The sequence below is a fragment of the Spongiibacter nanhainus genome, from assembly GCF_016132545.1.
In the GTDB taxonomy this organism is placed as follows: Bacteria; Pseudomonadota; Gammaproteobacteria; order Pseudomonadales; family Spongiibacteraceae; genus Spongiibacter; species Spongiibacter nanhainus.
On sequence record NZ_CP066167.1, the window covers coordinates 3797090 to 3816052 of the forward strand.

The following is an 18963-nucleotide window of genomic DNA, read 5'->3' on the forward strand; positions in this document are numbered from 1 at the left end:
TTAAGCCCCAACCACGGGGTCGGACTCAACCACCACCGATGCACTTTGTTGTGCAGATTCAATCGGCAGCCGAACAGTGAACTCGGTGCCCTGTCCGGGCTCCGACTCGACGGAAATTTCACCACCGTGATCCTCGATAATGCGGAACACAATGGACAAGCCCAGACCGGTGCCTTCTCCTACCGGCTTGGTCGTAAAGAAAGGTTCAAAAATGTGATCGCGGGTTTCCGCGTCCATACCGCTGCCGGTATCGCGAACTGAGACTTCGACGTGGTCATCAACCTGCCGGGTACTCAGAGTGATCGTCCCGGGGCCATCAATGGCCTGGGCAGCGTTGTTGATTAAGTTGAGGAATACCTGGTTGAGCTGGGAGGGGGCGCAGCGAATGTCCGGGAGTTCACCGTAGTGTTTTTCAATTTGCACCCGGTCTTTCAGGTTGTTCTGGCAAATTTTCAGGGAAGTATCGAGGCCCTCATTGAGATCAAACAGCTCGGTTTGAGAGCGGTCGACGCGGCTGAAATTCTTCAGCCCCATAACCAGCTCGCCGATCTGCTCCAGGCCGTACTGGGCATCGCCGAGCAGCATATCGAACTCTTCCCGGGACTCGGCGTCGACACCCTCTTCCATCATCTTGAGGGATTCACGGACAATCTCGACATTGCTGGAGGCATAGCCTAGCGGCGTATTAATTTCGTGGGCGACGCCCGCCACCATTTGACCCAGCGAGGCCATTTTCTCCGACTGGATCAGTTGCGCCTGCTGCATACGCAGGTCGTCCAGGGCCTGGCGCAGGTCCTGGGTGCGCTCGGCAACCACGCCCTCCAGGTTGGTGTTGGCTTCCTGCAGCTCGGCGTTCAACTCATCCAGGGTGGAGAAGCTGCTGCGCAAACGCAGTGCGATAACACCAAAGGCCAACAGCAGTGCCGCAGCAAATACAGCCAGAGTTTGGCGGTACTGACGGGCGGTATTCTGCAGCGCGGAAAAATGGCTATTATAGCTGGAATACAGCTGATTCAAGGCGGGGCCTGTTGCCACCTCGTCAATATCTTCAATGACAGTTTGGGCTGCGTCCCGAGTAAACATCAGGCTGTCAGAGGTATTGAGCAGCTCGTCAATTTGCGCCCGGCTTTCCGAAGTTTCCAACTCAGATGCTGCCAGGGCGATCTCGGTCACCATTCCCCGCACCTGATCCCGCACCACCGGATCTGCCTGCAGAGCATAGGCGGTTACCCCTTGCACCAAGTCGCGAATATCTGCCTGCATTTGCGGCGAGCGGGACAAGCCGGGGATATTGAGCGCGGTCACGGCGGCGCTGCGCATGGCCGAGAACAGCAGCGTCAGGCGCCGCTGCTCGTCGGCGTACTGGTCCACCAGGGTCAATTTTTCTTCAGCCTGGTCGCGATATGCCGCCAGCGCACTATCGACCGCGGGGCTGACCCCTGCCACACCAGCTTGCCCGGACTGCAGCGCACGCAATGCCGCTTCAAAGCGGTTGCGTGAGGTCTTCAAATTCTGGGACTCTGACTCGAGATTGAGGCGGGCATCCACCAAGGCACCATTGAGGGACAGCTCGGCACTCGCCGCGGTGTCCAACTGCTCGAGGCGCACGATGTGCAAGCCGGTTTCCAGCGGATTGCGTAGGGTTTTCCACAGCAGGAATGCCAGTAGCGACAGCGCCAGTACCACGGCGAGCATCGCGATCACCCGCGGTAACGAGACCAGTCCTTTACCACTGCGACCACTGCCCTTGTTGGGAGTAGCCCGGCTAGCAGCACCGCCACCTTCGCGGTGCATCCCGTTTTTAGCAGTCTGATCGCCGGGCGGCGTGGTAGCGTTCGCATCCATTGCGGCGCCCTCGGATACCATACCGAGATCACTCATTGTATCTCCTCACCCCTCACAGCCCCAGGGTGCGGCCTGCCACCGGATGCGTTCATTGCTTACCTCAATGGATAAGCAAGAGTCTCGGTGGTAACCGTTTCGATAACTCGCTGCGCTAGTCTATTTTACTTTGTTCCGGGGTTGCACCGCGGTAGCGGAACATATCCCATTAGCGCTTGGGCATTTGCTATTTTTTATTTGCCGTCGGTATCGAAAATTGGGGCTAAGTTTTTATTTAGTTTTTTTAAAACTGACTTTTAATACTGCTATTTTTTTATCCATAGTATTTAGCGACGCTGTTTCTCTGCATTTAGTACATTTGGTGCATGTAGCGCCCACGCGCCGCCGGCAAAAGCCGTCGGGCACTGGTCAGAATACGACCAAGCACAGAGATTGTCGAGCCGGTAGCAAATAATCTGTAACATTGCCAATCTTTTTGCAAGTCTGTGGCAAGCTCGCGGCCATCTTCCTGCAGGTCGCGACTAGGTGGACAAAAGCTCGCAAAGCGTCAGGTCGAACTTTATACTTTGGCCCTCATCGACCTCTATTCACTCATCCCTGCGATCTCGATTTTATGACACAAGACGAACTCAAACGCGCTGTCGCCCAAGCCGCCATCAGCAAGGTGGAATCTGCCATAGCAGACGGTGAAATCATCGGTATTGGCACCGGCTCTACCGCTAATTTTTTTATCGATTTATTGGCCGATTACAAAAACGATATCCGCGGCACGGTCGCCAGCTCGGAAGCCTCGGCAGAACGCCTTAAAAGCCACGGCATCGAGGTGCTGGAGCTGAATAATGCCGGCACTCTGGGTGTGTATGTGGATGGCGCCGATGAGAGCAACCACCACCTGGAGCTAATCAAGGGCGGCGGCGCCGCACTAACCCGGGAAAAAATCGCCGCTGCCGCCAGCAAGGAGTTCATCTGTATCGCCGATGAGAGCAAGCTGGTGGACCGACTGGGGGCCTTTCCGCTGCCCATCGAAGTCATTCCCATGGCCCGCAGCCTGGTGGGCCGGGAAGTCGTCAAGCTGGGTGGCAACCCGGTATATCGGGAAGGGGTTGTCACGGACAATGGCAACGTCATCATTGATGTCTACGACTTTATGATCGACGTACCCAGGAAGACCGAAGAAACCCTGAACAACATCCCCGGCGTGGTCACCAACGGACTGTTCGCATTGCGGCCCGCCGATGTGCTGTTGCTGGGAACGCCGGATGGGGTAAAGGAAATGACCCGCTAAGAGCCACCCGGCAGGTCAGACCAACACGCCAAAACAAGCCCTAGTAACCGCTGACCGCGCCCTCCCGGCGCGGGTCGGCGGCACCCACTAACCCATCTCCTCGCAGCAGTATCCCATGCAAACCGCTGGTTTGATCAGCTTCGCTCACCGGGTGCCCCAGTGCCTTTAGCGCGGCTTGCTCGACTTGAGGAAAACGCCCTTTTTCCACTTCCACTCGCCCCCCCATGGCAACAATATGCCCAGCAGCAATGGCGTCCCCCAGGGCTTGCCCCAGCGCCAACACCCGGTACAAGCTCAAGGCCACGTAATCGATAATCCGAGCACCGCCGGGACTACCCAGGGCCAGTATAGGCTCACCGTCTTGAAAGACCATCACTGGCGCCATCGACGAGCGGGGGCGCTTGCCACCTTGAGGGCGGTTGGCAATCAACGTCCCGTTGTCGTCCTTTGGCGCAAATGAGAAATCGGTCAACTGGTTATTGAGCAGGAATCCCCCCACCATCACCCGGGAGCCAAACGCGGTTTCAATACTGCTGGTCATACTGACGATATTGCCCCAGCGATCCACAATGCTGAGGTGAGTGGTAGAAGGCAGCTCAGGCGAAGCGGCTGTCACCCGCGGTGGCGCACCGGCTGGGGTGCCTGCCGGCACCTCGGCGAGACGCCGGTCACTGTCAATCATGGCCGCCCGACTGGCCAGATAGTCGGCGGCCACCAAGCCCGCCGTCGGCACGGTGACAAAGTCAGGGTCTGCCAGATAGTGATTGCGATCGGCAAAAGCCAGCCGAGAGGCCTCGATAAACCCGTGGCGCCAATCCGACACCCTCGCGTGCTCCATCATCCCCAAAATCGCCAGAACAGTAGTGCCGCCTGAGGACGGCGGCGGCGCACCGCAGACTCGATACTGAAGAAAGTCGGCACAGACCGCTGTATTCTGCTGAGCGCGATATCGCGTCATATCCGCCAGCGTCATCTGCCCCTGGCGATTGGGATCACGGCGCACTGCCCTGACAATACGCTCGGCCAGCTTGCCCCGATAGAACTCGTCGGCCCCCTTGTCGGCCAGCGTCCGCAAGGTTCGCGCATAGTCGTGGTTTTTGAGGACATGACCGACCGGTTTGGGTTCCAGCCCATCACCGCGCTCCTCAAAAAAGTATTCACGGATCGCCGGGTTAACGGCCACTTTGGGCATGCGCTGCAACAAGGTGTGCAACCTTGGCGAGATCGCAAACCCCTTCTCTGCAAGTTCAATGGCCGGCTGAAACAAGGCTGCCCAGGGCAGTTTACCGTGTGCTTTGTGGGCAGCATCCAACATCGCCAGCACCCCTGGCACCCCCACCGAATGGCCGCCAATCACCGCATCAAAAAAACTCATCGCATCGCCATCGGCACCGAGGAAGTAGGCCTCGTCCACCGCCGCCGGCGCGGTTTCTCGCCCGTTCCAGCTGCTCAGGGCGCGCTGCTCGGCCTCCCAGTGCAGCATAAAGGCACCACCGCCAATCCCGGAGGACTGGGGCTCTACCAAGCCCAGCACCAGCTGCGCCGCAATCGCAGCATCGATGGCAGCCCCACCCTGTTGCAATATGCGGCGGGCGGCATCAGTGGCGTGGGGGTTGGCGGTCACCGCCGCCGCATTGGCATAGCGGCCGGTTTTAACGCTGCCAATATCACTGGCCGCTTCCGGTGCAATCTCGGCCTTGTCGGCCAAACTCTGAGTGGCCAGTGCTGTGAACCACAGCAGCAATATGAGCCGTGCCGATTTTCGCTTTGGCAGGTACGACGACAAACGCAACATCATTTCAAGCCTTTCGGGTTGTATGCGCGCTACTGACAGCAGCGGTCCATAAATTCCTGCATAAGACGCAGATAATCCGCCTGGCCAATATGAAACATGTGGTTGCCGGGGAACCAGTGCAAATGGCTTTGGGGCCAATGAGCATGCAGCAGGCGCACGTAGCGAGGCGGCGTAAAGCGATCACCGGCACCACCGATAATCATCACCCGGTCTGGATCCAACTGGGGTTGGTAGGACAGCGGGCTGTGAACCGCCATGCCCCGGCGCAAGGCCAGCGGATCGGCGCCGATACGCCGGGCAGATATCTCCATAATGCGCCGAGTAGGCTGCCAGGCCCGCATGGTATCCACCGGCGCCACCAGCGGCGAGTTGGGAATACAGAACGCCAGCCTCGGTTCCACCACAGCCAGCAAAGCACTGAGATAGCCTCCCAAACTGAGCCCGCTGATACCGACGCTGGGCGCTCCCCGAGCATAGAGATAGTTCATCCATACCCGCAGATCGCTGATGGCATGCAGCATAGATTCATTGAGGTGGGCAAAACCGCTGGCAAACAAGCCATAGCCGCTGAACGGCGAACGGCGGTCGCCCCGCTGGCCGTGAAAGGGCAGAGTCACCATCAGCACGTCATAACCGCGGTCGTAAAACTGTCGCAGCGAAAAATAGCGGGCATTGAGGGCGTACCAATGCTCCACCACACCGTGCACAAAAATCAGCGTAGGGCGAGGACCACTGGGATGGGTCCAATACAGCGCCCGGGCAGTGCGATTGCGGCGATGGCTTAAATAGTCATCAGCCACCTCGGGATTTAGCGGCTCGAAGGGCGAACGGAAGCTGAGATAGAGGGAAGGAATGCCGCCGCCCGGTGAGAACTCCCGACGCTTTGGCGAGTGGCCAACCACGTCGACGTTATCAGGCGGCTCGACAAACACCCGCTCTGCATCCCGCAATTCGGCCAGCTCAGCGTAGAATTCAAGGTGTGCTTTTTCCTCCTCCACATGGCGACCCGACAGCATCCGCGGCAGCATCGACGCCGATAACATGCTGGCCAGGCTGGTGCGCAACATGACATCCAAAAACGCCGAGCCGTATACCTTGAAGGGGTACTCTGCGTCCAGCTCGGTGCCATCGGACTGGCAGTAAAAATCATCCGGCAACGTAAGCCACCAGGGTGGTGTCTCATTGACCTTGGGCACACTACCTTGGAGTGCGCTGGCTTCACTTACCTCGGATTTGGATACAGCGGCCTTGGCCATGGACATCCTTATTTCTGAAAGAGAATTGCGTGACAAAAAGCACTCTGTTGTTTTATCACAAACTGCGGCCTCGCAGAATCGTTCTCTTAGGGCCTAGACCCAGTCCCACACAATGGAGAAGACACGGGCGCCTGCAGCCCATACAATCTCCACTATGACGCTAGATTCCGCTGTTGATCAATTTCTGGACTACGCCGCCACGGCCAGACGGCTTTCTCCCCACACACTTGCTGGTTATCGGCGGGACCTCACGGCCTTTGTTGAATTTTGTAGCGAGCATGGGCTCCAGCGCAGCGGGGATTGCGACGCCGGCCACATTCGCCAGTTTGTCTCCAAGCGCCGACAGCAGGGGGCATCTGCGACTACGATCAGTCGGCAATTGTCCGCACTGCGCAGTTTCTTTCAGTACCAACTGCGACAGGGACATATCAAAGCCAACCCCGCCCAGGGCATCAGTGCGCCCAAGCGGGGCCGACGATTGCCCGGCACCTTGGATGTCGACCAAGTCAAGCACGCCCTGGAATTTGCCGGCGACCGGCCTATCGACCTCCGCGACCGGGCGATTATGGAGCTCTTCTACTCTTCGGGCCTGCGACTGGCTGAGCTGGCGTCGCTAGATCGCTACGGCGTTGACCTTAAAGAAGGACTGGTCACCGTCACCGGCAAAGGCAACAAACGCCGAACTGTCCCCGTGGGAAAGATGGCGGTGAAGGCGCTGCAACAATGGTTGCGTCACCGGGACACCATGACCAGCGACGACGACGCCTTGTTTCTCAATAACCGCGGCGGCCGGCTCGGGCATCGCGGCATCCAGGCACGGCTAAGTTACCGGGCCAAGCAGCAGGGCCTACCCCAGCACCTCCACCCCCACAAGCTGAGGCACTCCTTTGCCTCCCATATGCTGGAATCCAGTGGTGACCTCCGCGCCGTACAAGAATTGCTGGGGCATGCCAATCTGGCTACCACGCAGATCTATACGCACTTGGATTTTCAGCATCTGGCCCAGGTTTACGATCGCAGCCACCCCCGCGCAAACCGCAAGCCACGCAAACCGGAATAGCTCTAATGCCGCGATTTAAGCTGATCAGTTTTGATCTCGATGATACGCTGTGGCACACCGCACCGGTGATTGAAGCTGCCGAGGCAACACTTCACACCCACCTGCAGCAACACTGCCCCAAACTGATTGATCGTTTTTCCCCGCTTGAACTGCGCGAGCATCGGTTGGCGTATCTTGCTGACAACCCCCACCTGGAGGACTATGTCTCCCAGTGGCGGCTAGAAAGCATGACAATGTCGCTGCAGTTGGCGGGATACAGCAAACAGGAAAGTGAAAGGTTGGCAGAGCAAGCCTTCGCGGTGTTCTATCGAGCCCGCCAGGCGGTAAAGCCCTTTGTCGACGCAGAACACACGCTGGCCGAGCTGGCCAGAGACTATACCCTGGTCAGCCTGACTAACGGCAACGCCGATGTGACTGCCATGCCATTCGGGCAGCACTTCCATTTCAGCCTGCGCGCCGAACAAATTGGCGCCCGCAAGCCCAAGCCAGAAATGTTTGAGCGCGCGCTAGAGTGGGCCAAATGCAAACCCGCAGACGCCCTGCATATCGGCGATCACCCGGAGGATGACATCTCAGGGGCCAAAGCGCTTGGCATGAGTACCCTTCAAGCTCGACTCCCGGAGAGAGCCCGCCCCCTGGCTGCCCAAGCGGACGGCCAGTTCAGTCACTGGCGGGAAGTCATCCCCTTGATACGTCAGCTGGAAAGCGCAAATTAACGCGGCTCAATAGCTGTCCTGATCGGAATCCGTCAAGCCACTGCGCATATGGGGCTCAAGGTGGGTAATTTGCCCCCCCTTGGCGAGAAACGCCTCCACATCGCTGGCGAGCTTGTCCCGCATACGATCGTGGGATGTCAGCGCCTCAAGCGCCCCTTGATAAGCCTGTTTTTTATTACCACCACCCGAGCCAGTTTGACGACTACGTGTTGCCATACTCTCTCCCTCCAGCGTTGGAAGACTAATCAGACTGTGCTGTCTCAGGGCGATTTATATCGCTGAGATTTGAGGGACACAATATGCGTTTTAGTTCTTTTCGCTATAAAAAAAGCGAGCTATCCATAGCGGTAAAAATAAGCCACGTCACACGCGGCCTGCAGAGGATAGTAACAAGGTAGGGAGTTTCCGAAGGGGATATAGCGCCGCCTCAGATTGAGGCGGCGAGGGTCGACTTAAATGGCGTCTTCGCCCGTTTCACCGGTGCGAATTCGGATAACCTGCTCCAGCGACGACACAAAGATCTTGCCATCACCAATCTTGCCGGTATTGGCGGCTTTGGCCACCGCATCAATGACTTTGTCCAGCATGTCGTCGCCCACAGCGATTTCCAGCTTCACCTTGGGCAGAAAATCCACCACATACTCGGCACCACGATACAACTCGGTGTGGCCCTTTTGCCGGCCGAAGCCTTTCACTTCGGTCACGGTGACGCCCTGAACACCAATTTCGGACAGCGCAGCCCGCACGTCATCCAGCTTGAAGGGTTTGATTACCGCACTGACTAGTTTCATGCTGGTACTTGCTCCTTTGACGATATTTCGAATAATTTCCGCTAACTTAGCCCAGGGCTAAGGGCTTGGCAAGGGAGTTGGGGCGCGTTAGTCGTGCACACAGTGGGAATCGGTGGACAGGTAAGGCGCTGTCCACCCTACGCGCCAGAGCCGTAGGGCGGACACGGTTTGTGGTGTCCGCCATTACCGCAACGCCGGAGAGCTCAATTCCGTAGGTCGGGTTGATAAACCCGACAATTGTCGATAAACAGCAGCCCCGATTGTTGGCTTTATCGAGCCAACCCACATCCACATCACTAAACACCAGGCATAAAAAAGGGCGCCCCGTGGGGCGCCCCAAACATCACCAACGGGGGAGACTTACTTGCCGGTGAATTCTGGGTAGGCTTCCATACCGCACTCGGAGATATCGACGCCTTCGTACTCTTCTTCCTCGGTCACGCGGATACCCATGACGGCTTTGAGGATCGCCCAGACAATCAAGCTAGCGATAAAGGTCCAGCCGAAGATAACCAGTGCACCGTAGATTTGGTTGCCGAAAGTCGCATCGGAGTTAGTCAGCGGCACTGCCAACAGACCCCACAGACCGACAACACCGTGGACAGAGATCGCACCGACGGGATCGTCGATTTTCAGCTTGTCCAGGCCGATGATAGAGAACACAACAATCACACCACCCACAGCACCGATCAAAGTCGCTTGAATCGCGCCGGGAGCCAGAGGCTCAGCAGTGATGGCAACCAGGCCAGCCAGAGCACCGTTCAGGGCCATAGTCAGGTCAGCTTTGCCGAACAGGATGCGAGCAACCAGCAGAGCGGCAATCAGACCACCACTGGCAGCGGCGTTGGTGTTAACAAAGACAGACGCCGTTGCGTTGGCTTCGTCGATGTTGGATACCATCAGCTCGGAACCACCGTTAAAGCCGAACCAGCCCATCCACAGGATGAAGGTACCCAGGGTAGCGATCGGCAGGTTGGCACCGGGAATCGCGTTGATTTGGCCAGACGCGCCGTATTTGCCTTTACGTGCACCCAACAGGATGACACCAGCCAATGCCGCAGCCGCACCACACATGTGAACGATACCGGAGCCCGCGAAGTCAGAGAAACCGGCTTCAGACAGGAAGCCACCGCCCCAGCTCCAAGAACCTTGCAGCGGGTAGATAACGCCAGTCATCACAACCGCGAACACCAGGAAAGCAAACAGCTTCATCCGCTCGGCTACCGCACCGGAGACGATGGACATCGCCGTGGCTACGAAGACAACCTGGAAGAAGAAGTCAGAGGCACCCGAGTAGTAGATGTCGCCGTTAGACGCCAACACTTCCTCAACGCTAGAGTTGGAAATGCTGTTGCCGAACCAGCTGTCGGGGAGAATACCGCTTTCAGAACCGCCGTACATAATGGTGTAACCGCACAGCAGATACATGGTGCACGCTACAGCAAACAGCGCCACGTTTTTGGTAAGAATTTCAGTAGTGTTTTTTGAACGCACCAGACCTGCTTCCAGCATGGCAAAGCCCGCGGCCATCCACATGACCAACGCGCCACACACCAGGAAGTAGAATGTGTCCAGGGCGTATTTGACCTGTATGATGTCTTCCATCACATGCCCTCCAAAGGGAAAATTTAAAAACTTTTGATTGTTAGAAGGACCGCAAACTGCCTTTACGCGGCGACCACTTCGCTACATTTTCTTCATCAATTAAGTTTTGCTACTCAAAGCAAAAACCGAAGCAAAAATCAGTGCCGACTTTAGATGGCGTCTTCGCCGGTTTCACCAGTCCGAATCCGAACCACCTGCTCAAGCGGAGAGACAAAGATTTTGCCGTCGCCGATTTTGCCGGTATTAGCGGATTTGCTGATGGCTTCAATAGTTGAGTCGACAGTGCCGTCAGCCACAGCAACTTCAATTTTTACTTTGGGAAGAAAATCCACAACATATTCCGCACCGCGGTACAGTTCAGTGTGGCCTTTTTGACGTCCAAAGCCTTTCACTTCAGTGACAGTAATACCCTGAACACCGATATCGGAAAGTGCTTCACGGACGTCGTCCAGTTTGAAGGGCTTGATAACAGCCGTAATCAATTTCATCGGAAGTCTCCTATCAATGTGCGAACGCACATTCGAAATTGCTTATCGTAAAATTGGCCTGGCGGGCGAATCCCGCCAGGCCAAACCCACTTACATCTCGATAGGCAAGCTGTAAGAAACGATGAACTTAGGATCGGTGTCCAGACCCAACTCGTCCACATCACCGTCCTGCTGGCTCACTATGAACGACAAGTTGTCGTTGTAGGCGTAGGCAATATCGAGGTGGAGGCTGTTATCGCCATCGATATCTTCCATACCCAAGGTCGCCGAGAAAGCACCAAAACCAGTGCTCAGCGTGTAGTAGTTATACTCAGTAAAACCGTCTGGTCCAGCAATGGGCTCGTAGTAAGAGAAGCTTACGGGGCCCAGTCCGAATGTCAGGATGACATCAGTGTGCTCGAAGAAATCAGTTTCTTCTGTGCCCAAGTATCCAGGGCCAGTAGGATAGTTGTAGTTCCAAACACTGATATCGAAGCTAAAGCCATCAAATTCCATACCGTAGCCGGCATAGAGGTCATACTCTGTCCCGGCAGCCGTGTCACCAGACGAAGCCCATGCACCGATGTATGCGCCACCAGTGCTGTAACTGATATCGCCCGATACAGCAGGAGTACCGCTGCCCAGGTCATAACCGCGCCACAAGTACGTGCTCGCTACACCCACGCTGGCGGCCAGTTCAGCCGATGCAGGTGCCGCGGCCATTGTCATTGAGGCAGCTGCTACGCTAGCAGCCAGAACAGTTTTCAGGTTTTTCATTTCGTTAGTCTCCACTCGGTTATAAAGAAGTGATTGATCACGTTCTCTGCCCGAACTTAGCATTATCAGTGCCAACTAGATAAATACATTTAAAAATCAACGGCTTAACCTAATTGCGCACTATCAAACGAAACATGACTATTGTGTTAGCTCAGTGACCTAAACTAAAGGGGGATGTGTTGCGCACCAATTAGGAGCACGCGAATGCACGGCGAATATCAGCCTGCATCAAAGAGGAGCGAAAGCGAGTTTTCTAGTAGAAAAAGGAGCCAACCCCAGCGCTTCGGAACGCAGGGGTCATAAGGGAAACGCCTGCAATAACTGACGACGTAAACAGAATGGGAAAAATCACAAAATGCACGCCGGATTTATGCACCATTATCGAACAAAGGGTCCAATTTAATGCATCCAGACGGTAACAAGTTACTATCGCGCCTCAAGAGCCTCCACGCGCCGGCGAAGTGCCTCTAATTCCAGCCGTAAAGCCTTTATTTCTGACGACACACCACCACTTTGCTTGGCTGGCTTGGGAATAAACTGGGACTCTTCAGCTGTGACCGCAGCGTCTAGCTCTGCAATGATAGCTTGCCCCGCCTTGCCACGCAGGCCATCCCGTCCCTCGCTTCCGTTATCACCAGAGTCTGCGCCGCCCACCCACTTACGGCTACCAGTCAGAGTTCTAGCCTGCACATAACGACCCTCTCCACCCTCTCCACCAGAGCCAGGGCTGCCACCTGCACCAGACGCCCCGGGTTCCGCCGTAATGGCTATCGAATTTTCAATATTATCGGCATTCAACTGAGAGCTAAGTCGGTGGTAGAGCACCCTGACATTTCCACCTTCACCCCCGACACCCCCGGCACCGCCGTCTCCACCGCTACCAGCATCCACATCTTCGCAACGCTCGCTGTAGTCAGCACCAGCGCCACCTGCCCCGCCATTACCACCTCGGCCACCGCTGGCGTTGATCGCCAGCGAGCCAATCTCGATAACACCCAGACGCAAACTCACAGCAATAGCGTTACCACCTGCCGAGCCGGGCTGACCCGCCTGACCATCGGAGTTATCACTGCAGCTCTTTCCATCGGCGCCATCTTCACCATCAACCCCTGCAGCTCCAGCCGCATCGACAATCACGCCCCGGCCGATCGACGCTTTGGCGGCGCGAAGGTCCCAGGCAACCACTCCGGGCGCAAAGCTAATGGTGGCACCGTCGCCGATCACCAGCTCATCGAGGTTCATCTCGGTCTGAGTCACAGGAACGGTATAGCTACTGTTTGCGGGAATACGCAGGCTGGCGGCATCCACCAGCGAAGAAAAACACATCAATGGCAAACACGCCGCCGCAACTGAAAATACCCGCTTCATACAAAGTCCTCGTTAAGGCCAGGGAGGTATCCGGCTCGCAATGCCGGATCGCTGTCTTCAAAGGGGGACAGTTTACACGGTCATATGCCGCCGCACTTCCTCTTCCACCATCTCGTCCCCCCGGCCAGACAAAATCACTTCGCCCCGATCCATCACCGCGTACTGATCTGCAAGTTCTTTGGCAAAATCAAAGTACTGCTCTACCAACACAATCGCCATCTCGCCCTGCTGGCGCAAAATAGAGATAACGTTGTGTATATCCTTGATGATGGAGGGCTGGATGCCTTCGGTGGGTTCATCCAACACCAGCAGACGAGGCTTGGTCACCAGCGCACGGGCGATGGCCAGCTGCTGTTGCTGACCGCCTGACAGGTCACCGCCCCGGCGCCGCAGCATGGATTTAAGCACCGGGAACAAATCGAAGATTTCCGGACTCACCCGGCGTTGAGAACGCTTTAAAGGCGCATAGCCGGTATGGAGGTTTTCCTGCACCGTCAGCTGGGAAAAGATCTCCCGCCCCTGAGGCACATAGGCAATGCCCGCACGGGCTCGATCAGCAGGACTCATGGCGGTGATATCCCGCCCTTCCCAGTTGATATGGCCGGCCCGCACGGGGTGGCGTCCGGTCACCGCTCTGGCCAGGCTGGACTTACCCACCCCATTTCGCCCCAGGATGCAGGTGATCTCGCCCTTCTCTGCACAGAGATTGATTTTCTTTAGCGCCTGGCTGGCGCCATAGTACAAGTCGATATTTTCAACCGCCAACATAGCTCAACGCCCCAAATAGACTTCGATTACACGCGGATCGGCAGACACCACCTCCAGGCGACCTTCGGCCAGCACACTGCCCTCATGGAGGACGGTGACCTTGCTGTCCAGCGCCTTGATAAAGTCCATATCGTGCTCCACCACTACCACGGTGTGATCGCGGTTGATCTCCTTGAGCAGCGCCGCAGTTTCCATGGTTTCCTGATCAGTCATCCCGGCAGCCGGCTCGTCCACCAGCAGCAGCTCGGGACCCTGAATAATCAGCATGCCGATTTCCAGCCACTGCTTTTGACCGTGGGAGAGGTTACCCGCTTCCAGGCTGGTGCGACTGGCCAAGCCGATCAAACTCAGCACCTCGTCAATTCGCTCGCGCTGGGCCGGTGTTAATTTATGAAACAGGGCCGATAACACACTGCGGGTACCGACCAAGGCCAGCTCCAGGTTTTCCCATACGGTGAGGCTTTCTATCACCGTCGGTTTTTGAAACTTGCGGCCTATACCCAGGTTGGCAATATCCGCCTCGTCGTGGCGGGTCAAATCAATGGAATCTCGAAACCGGACTTCGCCGACATCCGGTCGAGTTTTACCGGTGATGATATCCATCATTGTCGACTTACCCGCACCGTTAGGACCAATAATGGCTCGCAGCTCTCCCGGGGCGATATCCAAAGATAGGTTATTGATAGCTTTGAATCCATCAAAGCTTTTGGTCACACCGTTGAGATACAACATGCTTTGCATCTCTTCAGGGTGATAACCGGGCTTGGGGACCGCACTCATGACTGCACCTCCTGGCCACGCTCTCCATTACTACCGCCGCCGCTGTTTTGCTCGGCCCGGCGCTCCCGGTACTGATTGACCACTCCCACAATGCCCTTGGGCAAATACAGGGTGCTGATTACAAACAGCGCACCCAGCATAAACAGCCAGATCTCGGGAAAGGCGCCGGTAAAATAGGTCTTGGCGTAATTGACCACCACTGCGCCAATCACCGCACCAAACAAGGTACCGCGACCCCCAATTGCCACCCAGATAACAATTTCAATCGAGTTAATCGGCGAAAATTCACCGGGGTTGATAATGCCCACCTGCGGCACATAGAGCGCCCCGGCAATGCCGGCCAAGATGGCCGACACCACAAACACGAATAATTTGTAGTGCTCAACGCGATAGCCCATAAAGCGCGTGCGACTTTCGGCGTCGCGGATGGCCACCAGCACCCGACCGTACTTACTGGTCACAATGGCACGACACAACAGATAACCACCGGCCACACTTAGCGCCGACAACGCGAACAACACGCTGCGAGTGCCATCAGCCTGCAGACTGAAGCCAAGAATATCCTTGAAATCGGTGAGCCCGTTATTGCCACCAAAGCCCATATCGTTGCGGAAAAAGGCCAGCAACAACGCATAAGTCATCGCCTGGGTAATGATGGACAGGTATACCCCGGTAACCCGGGAGCGAAACGCCAACCAGCCAAACACAAAGGCCAACGCCGCCGGCACTAACGCCACCATAAACATGGCAAAGAAGAAGTTATCAAAGCCATACCAATACCAGGGCAGTTCGGTCCAGTTCAGGAACACCATAAAATCCGGCAGCTCCGGATGGCCATAGACACCCCGGTCGCCAATTTCCCGCATCAGGTGCATGCCCATGGCATAGCCACCCAAAGCAAAAAAGGCCCCGTGGCCCAAACTGAGAATGCCGCAGTAACCCCAGATCAAATCCAGCGCCAGAGCCAGCAGGGCATAGCAGAGATACTTGCCCATCAGCACCACCAGATAGGTGGGCACGTGCAGCAAGCTACCTTCCGGCATCACTAAATTAAGAAAGGGAACCAATACTGCCACTGCCAGTAAGGCAAACACCAGATAGCGGCCCGCCTTGTCCGCCATCAGCAAACGACCGATGGCACTGCGCTGAAATACTGTATCGAATTTCGACATGGTTTAATCCTCCACCGACCGGCCTTTAAGGGCGAACAGTCCGCGCGGACGCCACTGAATAAACAGGATGATAAAGACCAACACAAAGATTTTGGCCAATACCGCGCCGGCAAAGGGCTCCATAAACTTGTTGGCAACGCCCAGGCTCATGGCGGCAAAGAAAGTGCCGAACAGATTACCCACGCCACCGAACACCACCACCATAAAGGAGTCGATAATATAGTTCTGTCCCAGGTTGGGGCCGACATTGGTCAACTGACTCAGGGCGACACCGGCGATACCGGCGATGCCCGAACCCAGACCAAAGGTCAGCGCATCCACCCAGGCCGAGCGAATCCCCATAGAGTTGGCCATGGCACGATTCTGGGTAACGGCGCGCATTTGCAGCCCCATGTAGGTCTTTTTCATCAGCAATACCAGACCCAGCAACACAATAATGCTGAATACAATGATGTAGAGGCGGTTATAGGTCAGCGACAAAGCACCGTTGATTTCCCAGGAACCACTCAACCAGCTGGGCGTAGTCACTGATTTATTCAGTGGCGAAAAGATGGTCCGCACCGCCTGTTGCAATATCAGGCTGATACCGAAAGTAGCCAGCAAGGTTTCCAGCGGACGCCCGTAGAGATGGCGAATCACACCCCGCTCAATAGCGATGCCTACCAAGCCGGAAACCACAAATGCGGCTGGTATAGCAACGATAATGGAAATATCGATATGGTTGGGCATGATCTGCTGGATCACGTAGGTGGTATAGGCCCCAAGCATCATCATCTCACCATGGGCCATATTGATGACGCCCATAACCCCAAAGGTGATGGCCAGCCCCACCGCTGTGAGCAACAGCACCGACCCCAGGCTCAGGCCAAAGAAGGTATTTTCCACCAGTTTGTACAATTGCGTGGCCGCCTTTGCCTCTTTCAAAACACTGGCCGCAGCGAGGCGAACTGTTTCGTCCCGCTCCATGTAATTGCCATCGCTATCAGTCAACTGCATGGCAGAGAGCAGAGACAGGATATCGCTGTCCAGCGAGCCACGCATTGCCTCGATGGCACTCAACCTTGTTGCCTGATCCTCATCGTCGATATTGATCATGGCCGCGGCCAGTTTTAGCGACTCAATCACTTTATCGTCTTGCTCAGCAGCCAAGGCCCGTTCGATGGCCGGCAGGTAGGATTCATCGGGGCTGCGCACCAGGTTCTTGGCGGCTTCAAGTCGACGCGCGGGATCCTCATTGCGCAGAGCCATTTCCGCCAAAATGCCACGCAAGAGACTTCGCAGACTGTTGTTGATGCTAATCTTGCGCACATCTCGACGGCCCACCACACCCAAATCGCCGTCTGTCATCACTGACGTCAGGGAGTATCCATCGGGGTGGCGTTTGGCGTAGACCAAGGTCTGGGCATCGTCCCGGGTGTAATACAGATCACCCTCTTGCAGCGCCGTGAGGATATCTTGCGCACGGGGAAAATCCGATTGAGCAATACGCTCTATCAGCTCGGTCTTTTTGGACGTTGAACGCGCCGAAATCAATTGGGTAAATAGCTGTTCGGGGGAGGGTTCTGGGGAAGCGGTGTTTGCAGCTTCTTCAGCCAAAGGCTCCTCAGAACTCGCTTCCTGAGCAACGCTCACTCCGCAGCTCAGCGCCAAGCCCAATACGAGGCTTAGTGGCAACAACGAGCGGAGTTTGAGTATTCGCCAATACATGAATGACATCCATGATCGATCCGGCCTGAAACACTGCAACACAATGACTTCAGGCCAGAGTTAAATGGGGAGATAGATAAAGCCTGACAACGGTCGTTATCAGAACTATCAAACAAAGCGACCCTGACTGTAGATAACACAGTCAGGGTCCTTCTCAGGCGTCTAAATTAGTAATTTTGACCTGAGCACTTTTTGGTTTCGGTATTGTAGTTACCGCAATTGATTTCAGGATCTTTCCAGTCGGCAATCAGCTTGGCGCTTTCCGGCAGGAAGTCTGTCCAGGCATCCCCGGGCACTTCGCCATCGGTCTGCCAAACGATATCAAACTGACCGTCTTCCTGAATCTCACCGATCAATACCGGCTTGGTCAGGTGGTGGTTGGGCAGCATAGTCGCCACACCGCCAGTCAGGTTGGGCACAGAGATACCGATCAAGGCATCGTGAACTTTATCCACATCGGTGGTACCGGCTTTCTCTACCGCTTTGGTCCACATGTTGAAACCAATGTAGGTTGCTTCCATGGGGTCGTTGGTCACACGCTTGTCGTCGCCAATGAACTCCAGCCACTTATCGATGAAGGCATCGTTGACGTCGGTGGGCGCGCTCATAAAGTAGTTCCAGGCGGCCAAGTGACCAACCAACGGACCGGTATCAAAGCCGGACAGCTCTTCTTCACCTACAGAGAAGGCGACAACAGGAATATCTTCAGCAGAGATACCCTGGTTAGCCAGTTCTTTGTAGAAAGGCACGTTGGCATCACCGTTGATGGTGGACACGACCGCGGTCTTTTTACCCTTGGAGCCGAACTTCTTGATGTCGGAGACAATGGTCTGCCAATCGGAGTGACCGAAAGGCGTGTAATTGATCATGATGTCCGCGTCTTTAACCCCTTTGCTCTTCAGGTAAGACTCAAGGATTTTGTTGGTGGTACGGGGATAAACATAGTCAGTGCCTGCCAGCACCCAGCGCTTAACAGAACCACCCTCTTTGCTCATCAGGTAATCCACAGCGGGGATCGCTTGTTGGTTGGGCGCCGCGCCGGTGTAGAAGACATTTTTAGAGGACTCTTCCCCTTCGTACTGAACGGGATAGAACAGCAGACCATTCAACTCTTCGATAACTGGCAATACAGACTTGCGGGATACCGACGTCCAGCAACCGAAGATAACGTCGACTTTTTCTTTTTCCAGCAGCTCTTTAGTTTTTTCAGCGAACAGCGGCCAGTTTGATGCGGGGTCAACAACAACAGGTTCCAGTTTTTTACCCAACAACCCGCCTTTCTTGTTTTGCTCTTCCACCAGCATCAGCACCGTGTCTTTCAAGGTGGTTTCACTGATGGCCATCGTGCCGGACAGGGAGTGCAGTACCCCAACTTTGATGGTGTCGGCTGCTTGGGCAATGCTTGCGCTAAGGGACAGTGTAGCCGCGGCCAGGGCAACCCCGCCCCGCTTGGCCAAAGCCTTCAAGGTTTTTTGGCGTTCCATATCGTGCTCCATACTCTAGGTATTGAATAATTATGTGGGTGCCGGACTTCTCAGGGTCTGTCCTGTCAGCACCAAGGGTGATACGAAGGA

The 18963-nt window shown here is 55.8% G+C and carries 17 protein-coding genes; 3 read left to right on the forward strand and 14 right to left on the reverse strand.

Annotated elements, in window-relative coordinates; all coding sequences use genetic code 11:
* Positions 1–1881 (reverse strand): ATP-binding protein, encoded by a 1881-nt coding sequence (locus tag I6N98_RS17240; protein WP_198569559.1) that lies wholly within the window; start codon positions 1879–1881, stop codon positions 1–3.
* A 574-nt stretch (positions 1882–2455) separates the two neighbouring features.
* Between I6N98_RS17240 and rpiA the strand changes: the two genes are divergently transcribed.
* Positions 2456–3127 (forward strand): ribose-5-phosphate isomerase RpiA, encoded by a 672-nt coding sequence (gene rpiA, locus I6N98_RS17245; RefSeq protein ID WP_198569560.1) that lies wholly within the window; start codon positions 2456–2458, stop codon positions 3125–3127.
* A gap of 40 nt (positions 3128–3167) precedes the next feature.
* Here the strand turns inward: rpiA and ggt are convergent, their stop codons facing one another.
* The gene (gene ggt / locus I6N98_RS17250; protein ID WP_232787394.1) at positions 3168–4925 is read right to left on the reverse strand and encodes a gamma-glutamyltransferase; all 1758 of its coding nucleotides are present in this window, start codon (positions 4923–4925) and stop codon (positions 3168–3170) included.
* Positions 4926–4951: 26 nt separating this feature from the next.
* The gene (locus I6N98_RS17255) at positions 4952–6184 is read right to left on the reverse strand and encodes an alpha/beta hydrolase family protein (RefSeq protein ID WP_232787395.1); all 1233 of its coding nucleotides are present in this window, start codon (positions 6182–6184) and stop codon (positions 4952–4954) included.
* Between the two features lie 148 nt (positions 6185–6332).
* On the opposite strand from I6N98_RS17255, the gene xerC reads away from it, so the two are divergent.
* Both xerC and I6N98_RS17265 read left to right on the forward strand, forming a co-directional pair.
* Complete coding sequence (gene xerC, locus I6N98_RS17260) at positions 6333–7238, forward strand: tyrosine recombinase XerC (RefSeq protein ID WP_198569562.1); 906 nt, start codon at positions 6333–6335, stop codon at positions 7236–7238.
* 5 nt (positions 7239–7243) lie between these two features.
* Positions 7244–7954 carry an HAD family hydrolase gene (locus I6N98_RS17265; protein WP_198569563.1) on the forward strand — a complete coding sequence of 237 codons (711 nt, stop codon included), beginning with the start codon at positions 7244–7246 and terminating at the stop codon, positions 7952–7954.
* A 6-nt stretch (positions 7955–7960) separates the two neighbouring features.
* Here the strand turns inward: I6N98_RS17265 and I6N98_RS17270 are convergent, their stop codons facing one another.
* From I6N98_RS17270 to urtA, 11 genes are all read right to left on the reverse strand, one after another.
* The gene (locus I6N98_RS17270) at positions 7961–8170 is read right to left on the reverse strand and encodes a hypothetical protein (protein WP_198569564.1); all 210 of its coding nucleotides are present in this window, start codon (positions 8168–8170) and stop codon (positions 7961–7963) included.
* Between the two features lie 236 nt (positions 8171–8406).
* On the reverse strand, positions 8407–8745 hold the full coding sequence (glnK, locus tag I6N98_RS17275) for a P-II family nitrogen regulator (protein WP_198569565.1): 339 nt from the start codon (positions 8743–8745) through the stop codon (positions 8407–8409).
* Positions 8746–9105: 360 nt separating this feature from the next.
* The gene (locus I6N98_RS17280; protein WP_198569566.1) at positions 9106–10350 is read right to left on the reverse strand and encodes an ammonium transporter; all 1245 of its coding nucleotides are present in this window, start codon (positions 10348–10350) and stop codon (positions 9106–9108) included.
* Between the two features lie 149 nt (positions 10351–10499).
* On the reverse strand, positions 10500–10838 hold the full coding sequence (glnK, locus tag I6N98_RS17285; protein ID WP_198569567.1) for a P-II family nitrogen regulator: 339 nt from the start codon (positions 10836–10838) through the stop codon (positions 10500–10502).
* 90 nt (positions 10839–10928) lie between these two features.
* Complete coding sequence (locus I6N98_RS17290) at positions 10929–11594, reverse strand: TorF family putative porin (RefSeq protein WP_198569568.1); 666 nt, start codon at positions 11592–11594, stop codon at positions 10929–10931.
* A gap of 426 nt (positions 11595–12020) precedes the next feature.
* On the reverse strand, positions 12021–12962 hold the full coding sequence (locus I6N98_RS17295; protein ID WP_198569569.1) for a coiled-coil domain-containing protein: 942 nt from the start codon (positions 12960–12962) through the stop codon (positions 12021–12023).
* 72 nt (positions 12963–13034) lie between these two features.
* Positions 13035–13730, reverse strand: a complete 696-nt coding sequence (gene urtE / locus I6N98_RS17300) for an urea ABC transporter ATP-binding subunit UrtE (protein ID WP_198569570.1) — start codon at positions 13728–13730, stop codon at positions 13035–13037.
* A 3-nt stretch (positions 13731–13733) separates the two neighbouring features.
* Positions 13734–14510, reverse strand: coding sequence for an urea ABC transporter ATP-binding protein UrtD (urtD, locus tag I6N98_RS17305; protein WP_198569571.1), 777 nt, complete (start codon positions 14508–14510; stop codon positions 13734–13736).
* On the reverse strand, positions 14507–15682 hold the full coding sequence (urtC, locus tag I6N98_RS17310; RefSeq protein WP_198569572.1) for an urea ABC transporter permease subunit UrtC: 1176 nt from the start codon (positions 15680–15682) through the stop codon (positions 14507–14509). Before urtC ends, urtD begins: the two co-directional genes overlap by 4 nt.
* A 3-nt stretch (positions 15683–15685) precedes the next feature.
* Positions 15686–17398: an urea ABC transporter permease subunit UrtB gene (gene urtB, locus I6N98_RS17315; RefSeq protein WP_232787396.1), complete on the reverse strand. Its 1713-nt coding sequence runs from the start codon at positions 17396–17398 to the stop codon at positions 15686–15688.
* Between the two features lie 158 nt (positions 17399–17556).
* On the reverse strand, positions 17557–18873 hold the full coding sequence (urtA, locus tag I6N98_RS17320; protein ID WP_420496972.1) for an urea ABC transporter substrate-binding protein: 1317 nt from the start codon (positions 18871–18873) through the stop codon (positions 17557–17559).
* Positions 18874–18963 lie beyond the last annotated feature (90 nt).

What these genes read in the sequence shown, in the direction of transcription:
- I6N98_RS17240 (WP_198569559.1), bottom strand. Translation starts at nt 1,881, where the DNA reads ATGAGTGATCTCGGTATGGTATCCGAGGGCGCCGCAATGGATGCGAAC.
- rpiA (WP_198569560.1), top strand. Translation starts at nt 2,456, where the DNA reads ATGACACAAGACGAACTCAAACGCGCTGTCGCCCAAGCCGCCATCAGC.
- ggt (WP_232787394.1), bottom strand. Translation starts at nt 4,925, where the DNA reads ATGATGTTGCGTTTGTCGTCGTACCTGCCAAAGCGAAAATCGGCACGG.
- I6N98_RS17255 (WP_232787395.1), bottom strand. Translation starts at nt 6,184, where the DNA reads ATGTCCATGGCCAAGGCCGCTGTATCCAAATCCGAGGTAAGTGAAGCC.
- xerC (WP_198569562.1), top strand. Translation starts at nt 6,333, where the DNA reads ATGACGCTAGATTCCGCTGTTGATCAATTTCTGGACTACGCCGCCACG.
- I6N98_RS17265 (WP_198569563.1), top strand. Translation starts at nt 7,244, where the DNA reads ATGCCGCGATTTAAGCTGATCAGTTTTGATCTCGATGATACGCTGTGG.
- I6N98_RS17270 (WP_198569564.1), bottom strand. Translation starts at nt 8,170, where the DNA reads ATGGCAACACGTAGTCGTCAAACTGGCTCGGGTGGTGGTAATAAAAAA.
- glnK (WP_198569565.1), bottom strand. Translation starts at nt 8,745, where the DNA reads ATGAAACTAGTCAGTGCGGTAATCAAACCCTTCAAGCTGGATGACGTG.
- I6N98_RS17280 (WP_198569566.1), bottom strand. Translation starts at nt 10,350, where the DNA reads ATGGAAGACATCATACAGGTCAAATACGCCCTGGACACATTCTACTTC.
- glnK (WP_198569567.1), bottom strand. Translation starts at nt 10,838, where the DNA reads ATGAAATTGATTACGGCTGTTATCAAGCCCTTCAAACTGGACGACGTC.
- I6N98_RS17290 (WP_198569568.1), bottom strand. Translation starts at nt 11,594, where the DNA reads ATGAAAAACCTGAAAACTGTTCTGGCTGCTAGCGTAGCAGCTGCCTCA.
- I6N98_RS17295 (WP_198569569.1), bottom strand. Translation starts at nt 12,962, where the DNA reads ATGAAGCGGGTATTTTCAGTTGCGGCGGCGTGTTTGCCATTGATGTGT.
- urtE (WP_198569570.1), bottom strand. Translation starts at nt 13,730, where the DNA reads ATGTTGGCGGTTGAAAATATCGACTTGTACTATGGCGCCAGCCAGGCG.
- urtD (WP_198569571.1), bottom strand. Translation starts at nt 14,510, where the DNA reads ATGAGTGCGGTCCCCAAGCCCGGTTATCACCCTGAAGAGATGCAAAGC.
- urtC (WP_198569572.1), bottom strand. Translation starts at nt 15,682, where the DNA reads ATGTCGAAATTCGATACAGTATTTCAGCGCAGTGCCATCGGTCGTTTG.
- urtB (WP_232787396.1), bottom strand. Translation starts at nt 17,398, where the DNA reads ATGTCATTCATGTATTGGCGAATACTCAAACTCCGCTCGTTGTTGCCA.
- urtA (WP_420496972.1), bottom strand. Translation starts at nt 18,873, where the DNA reads ATGGAACGCCAAAAAACCTTGAAGGCTTTGGCCAAGCGGGGCGGGGTT.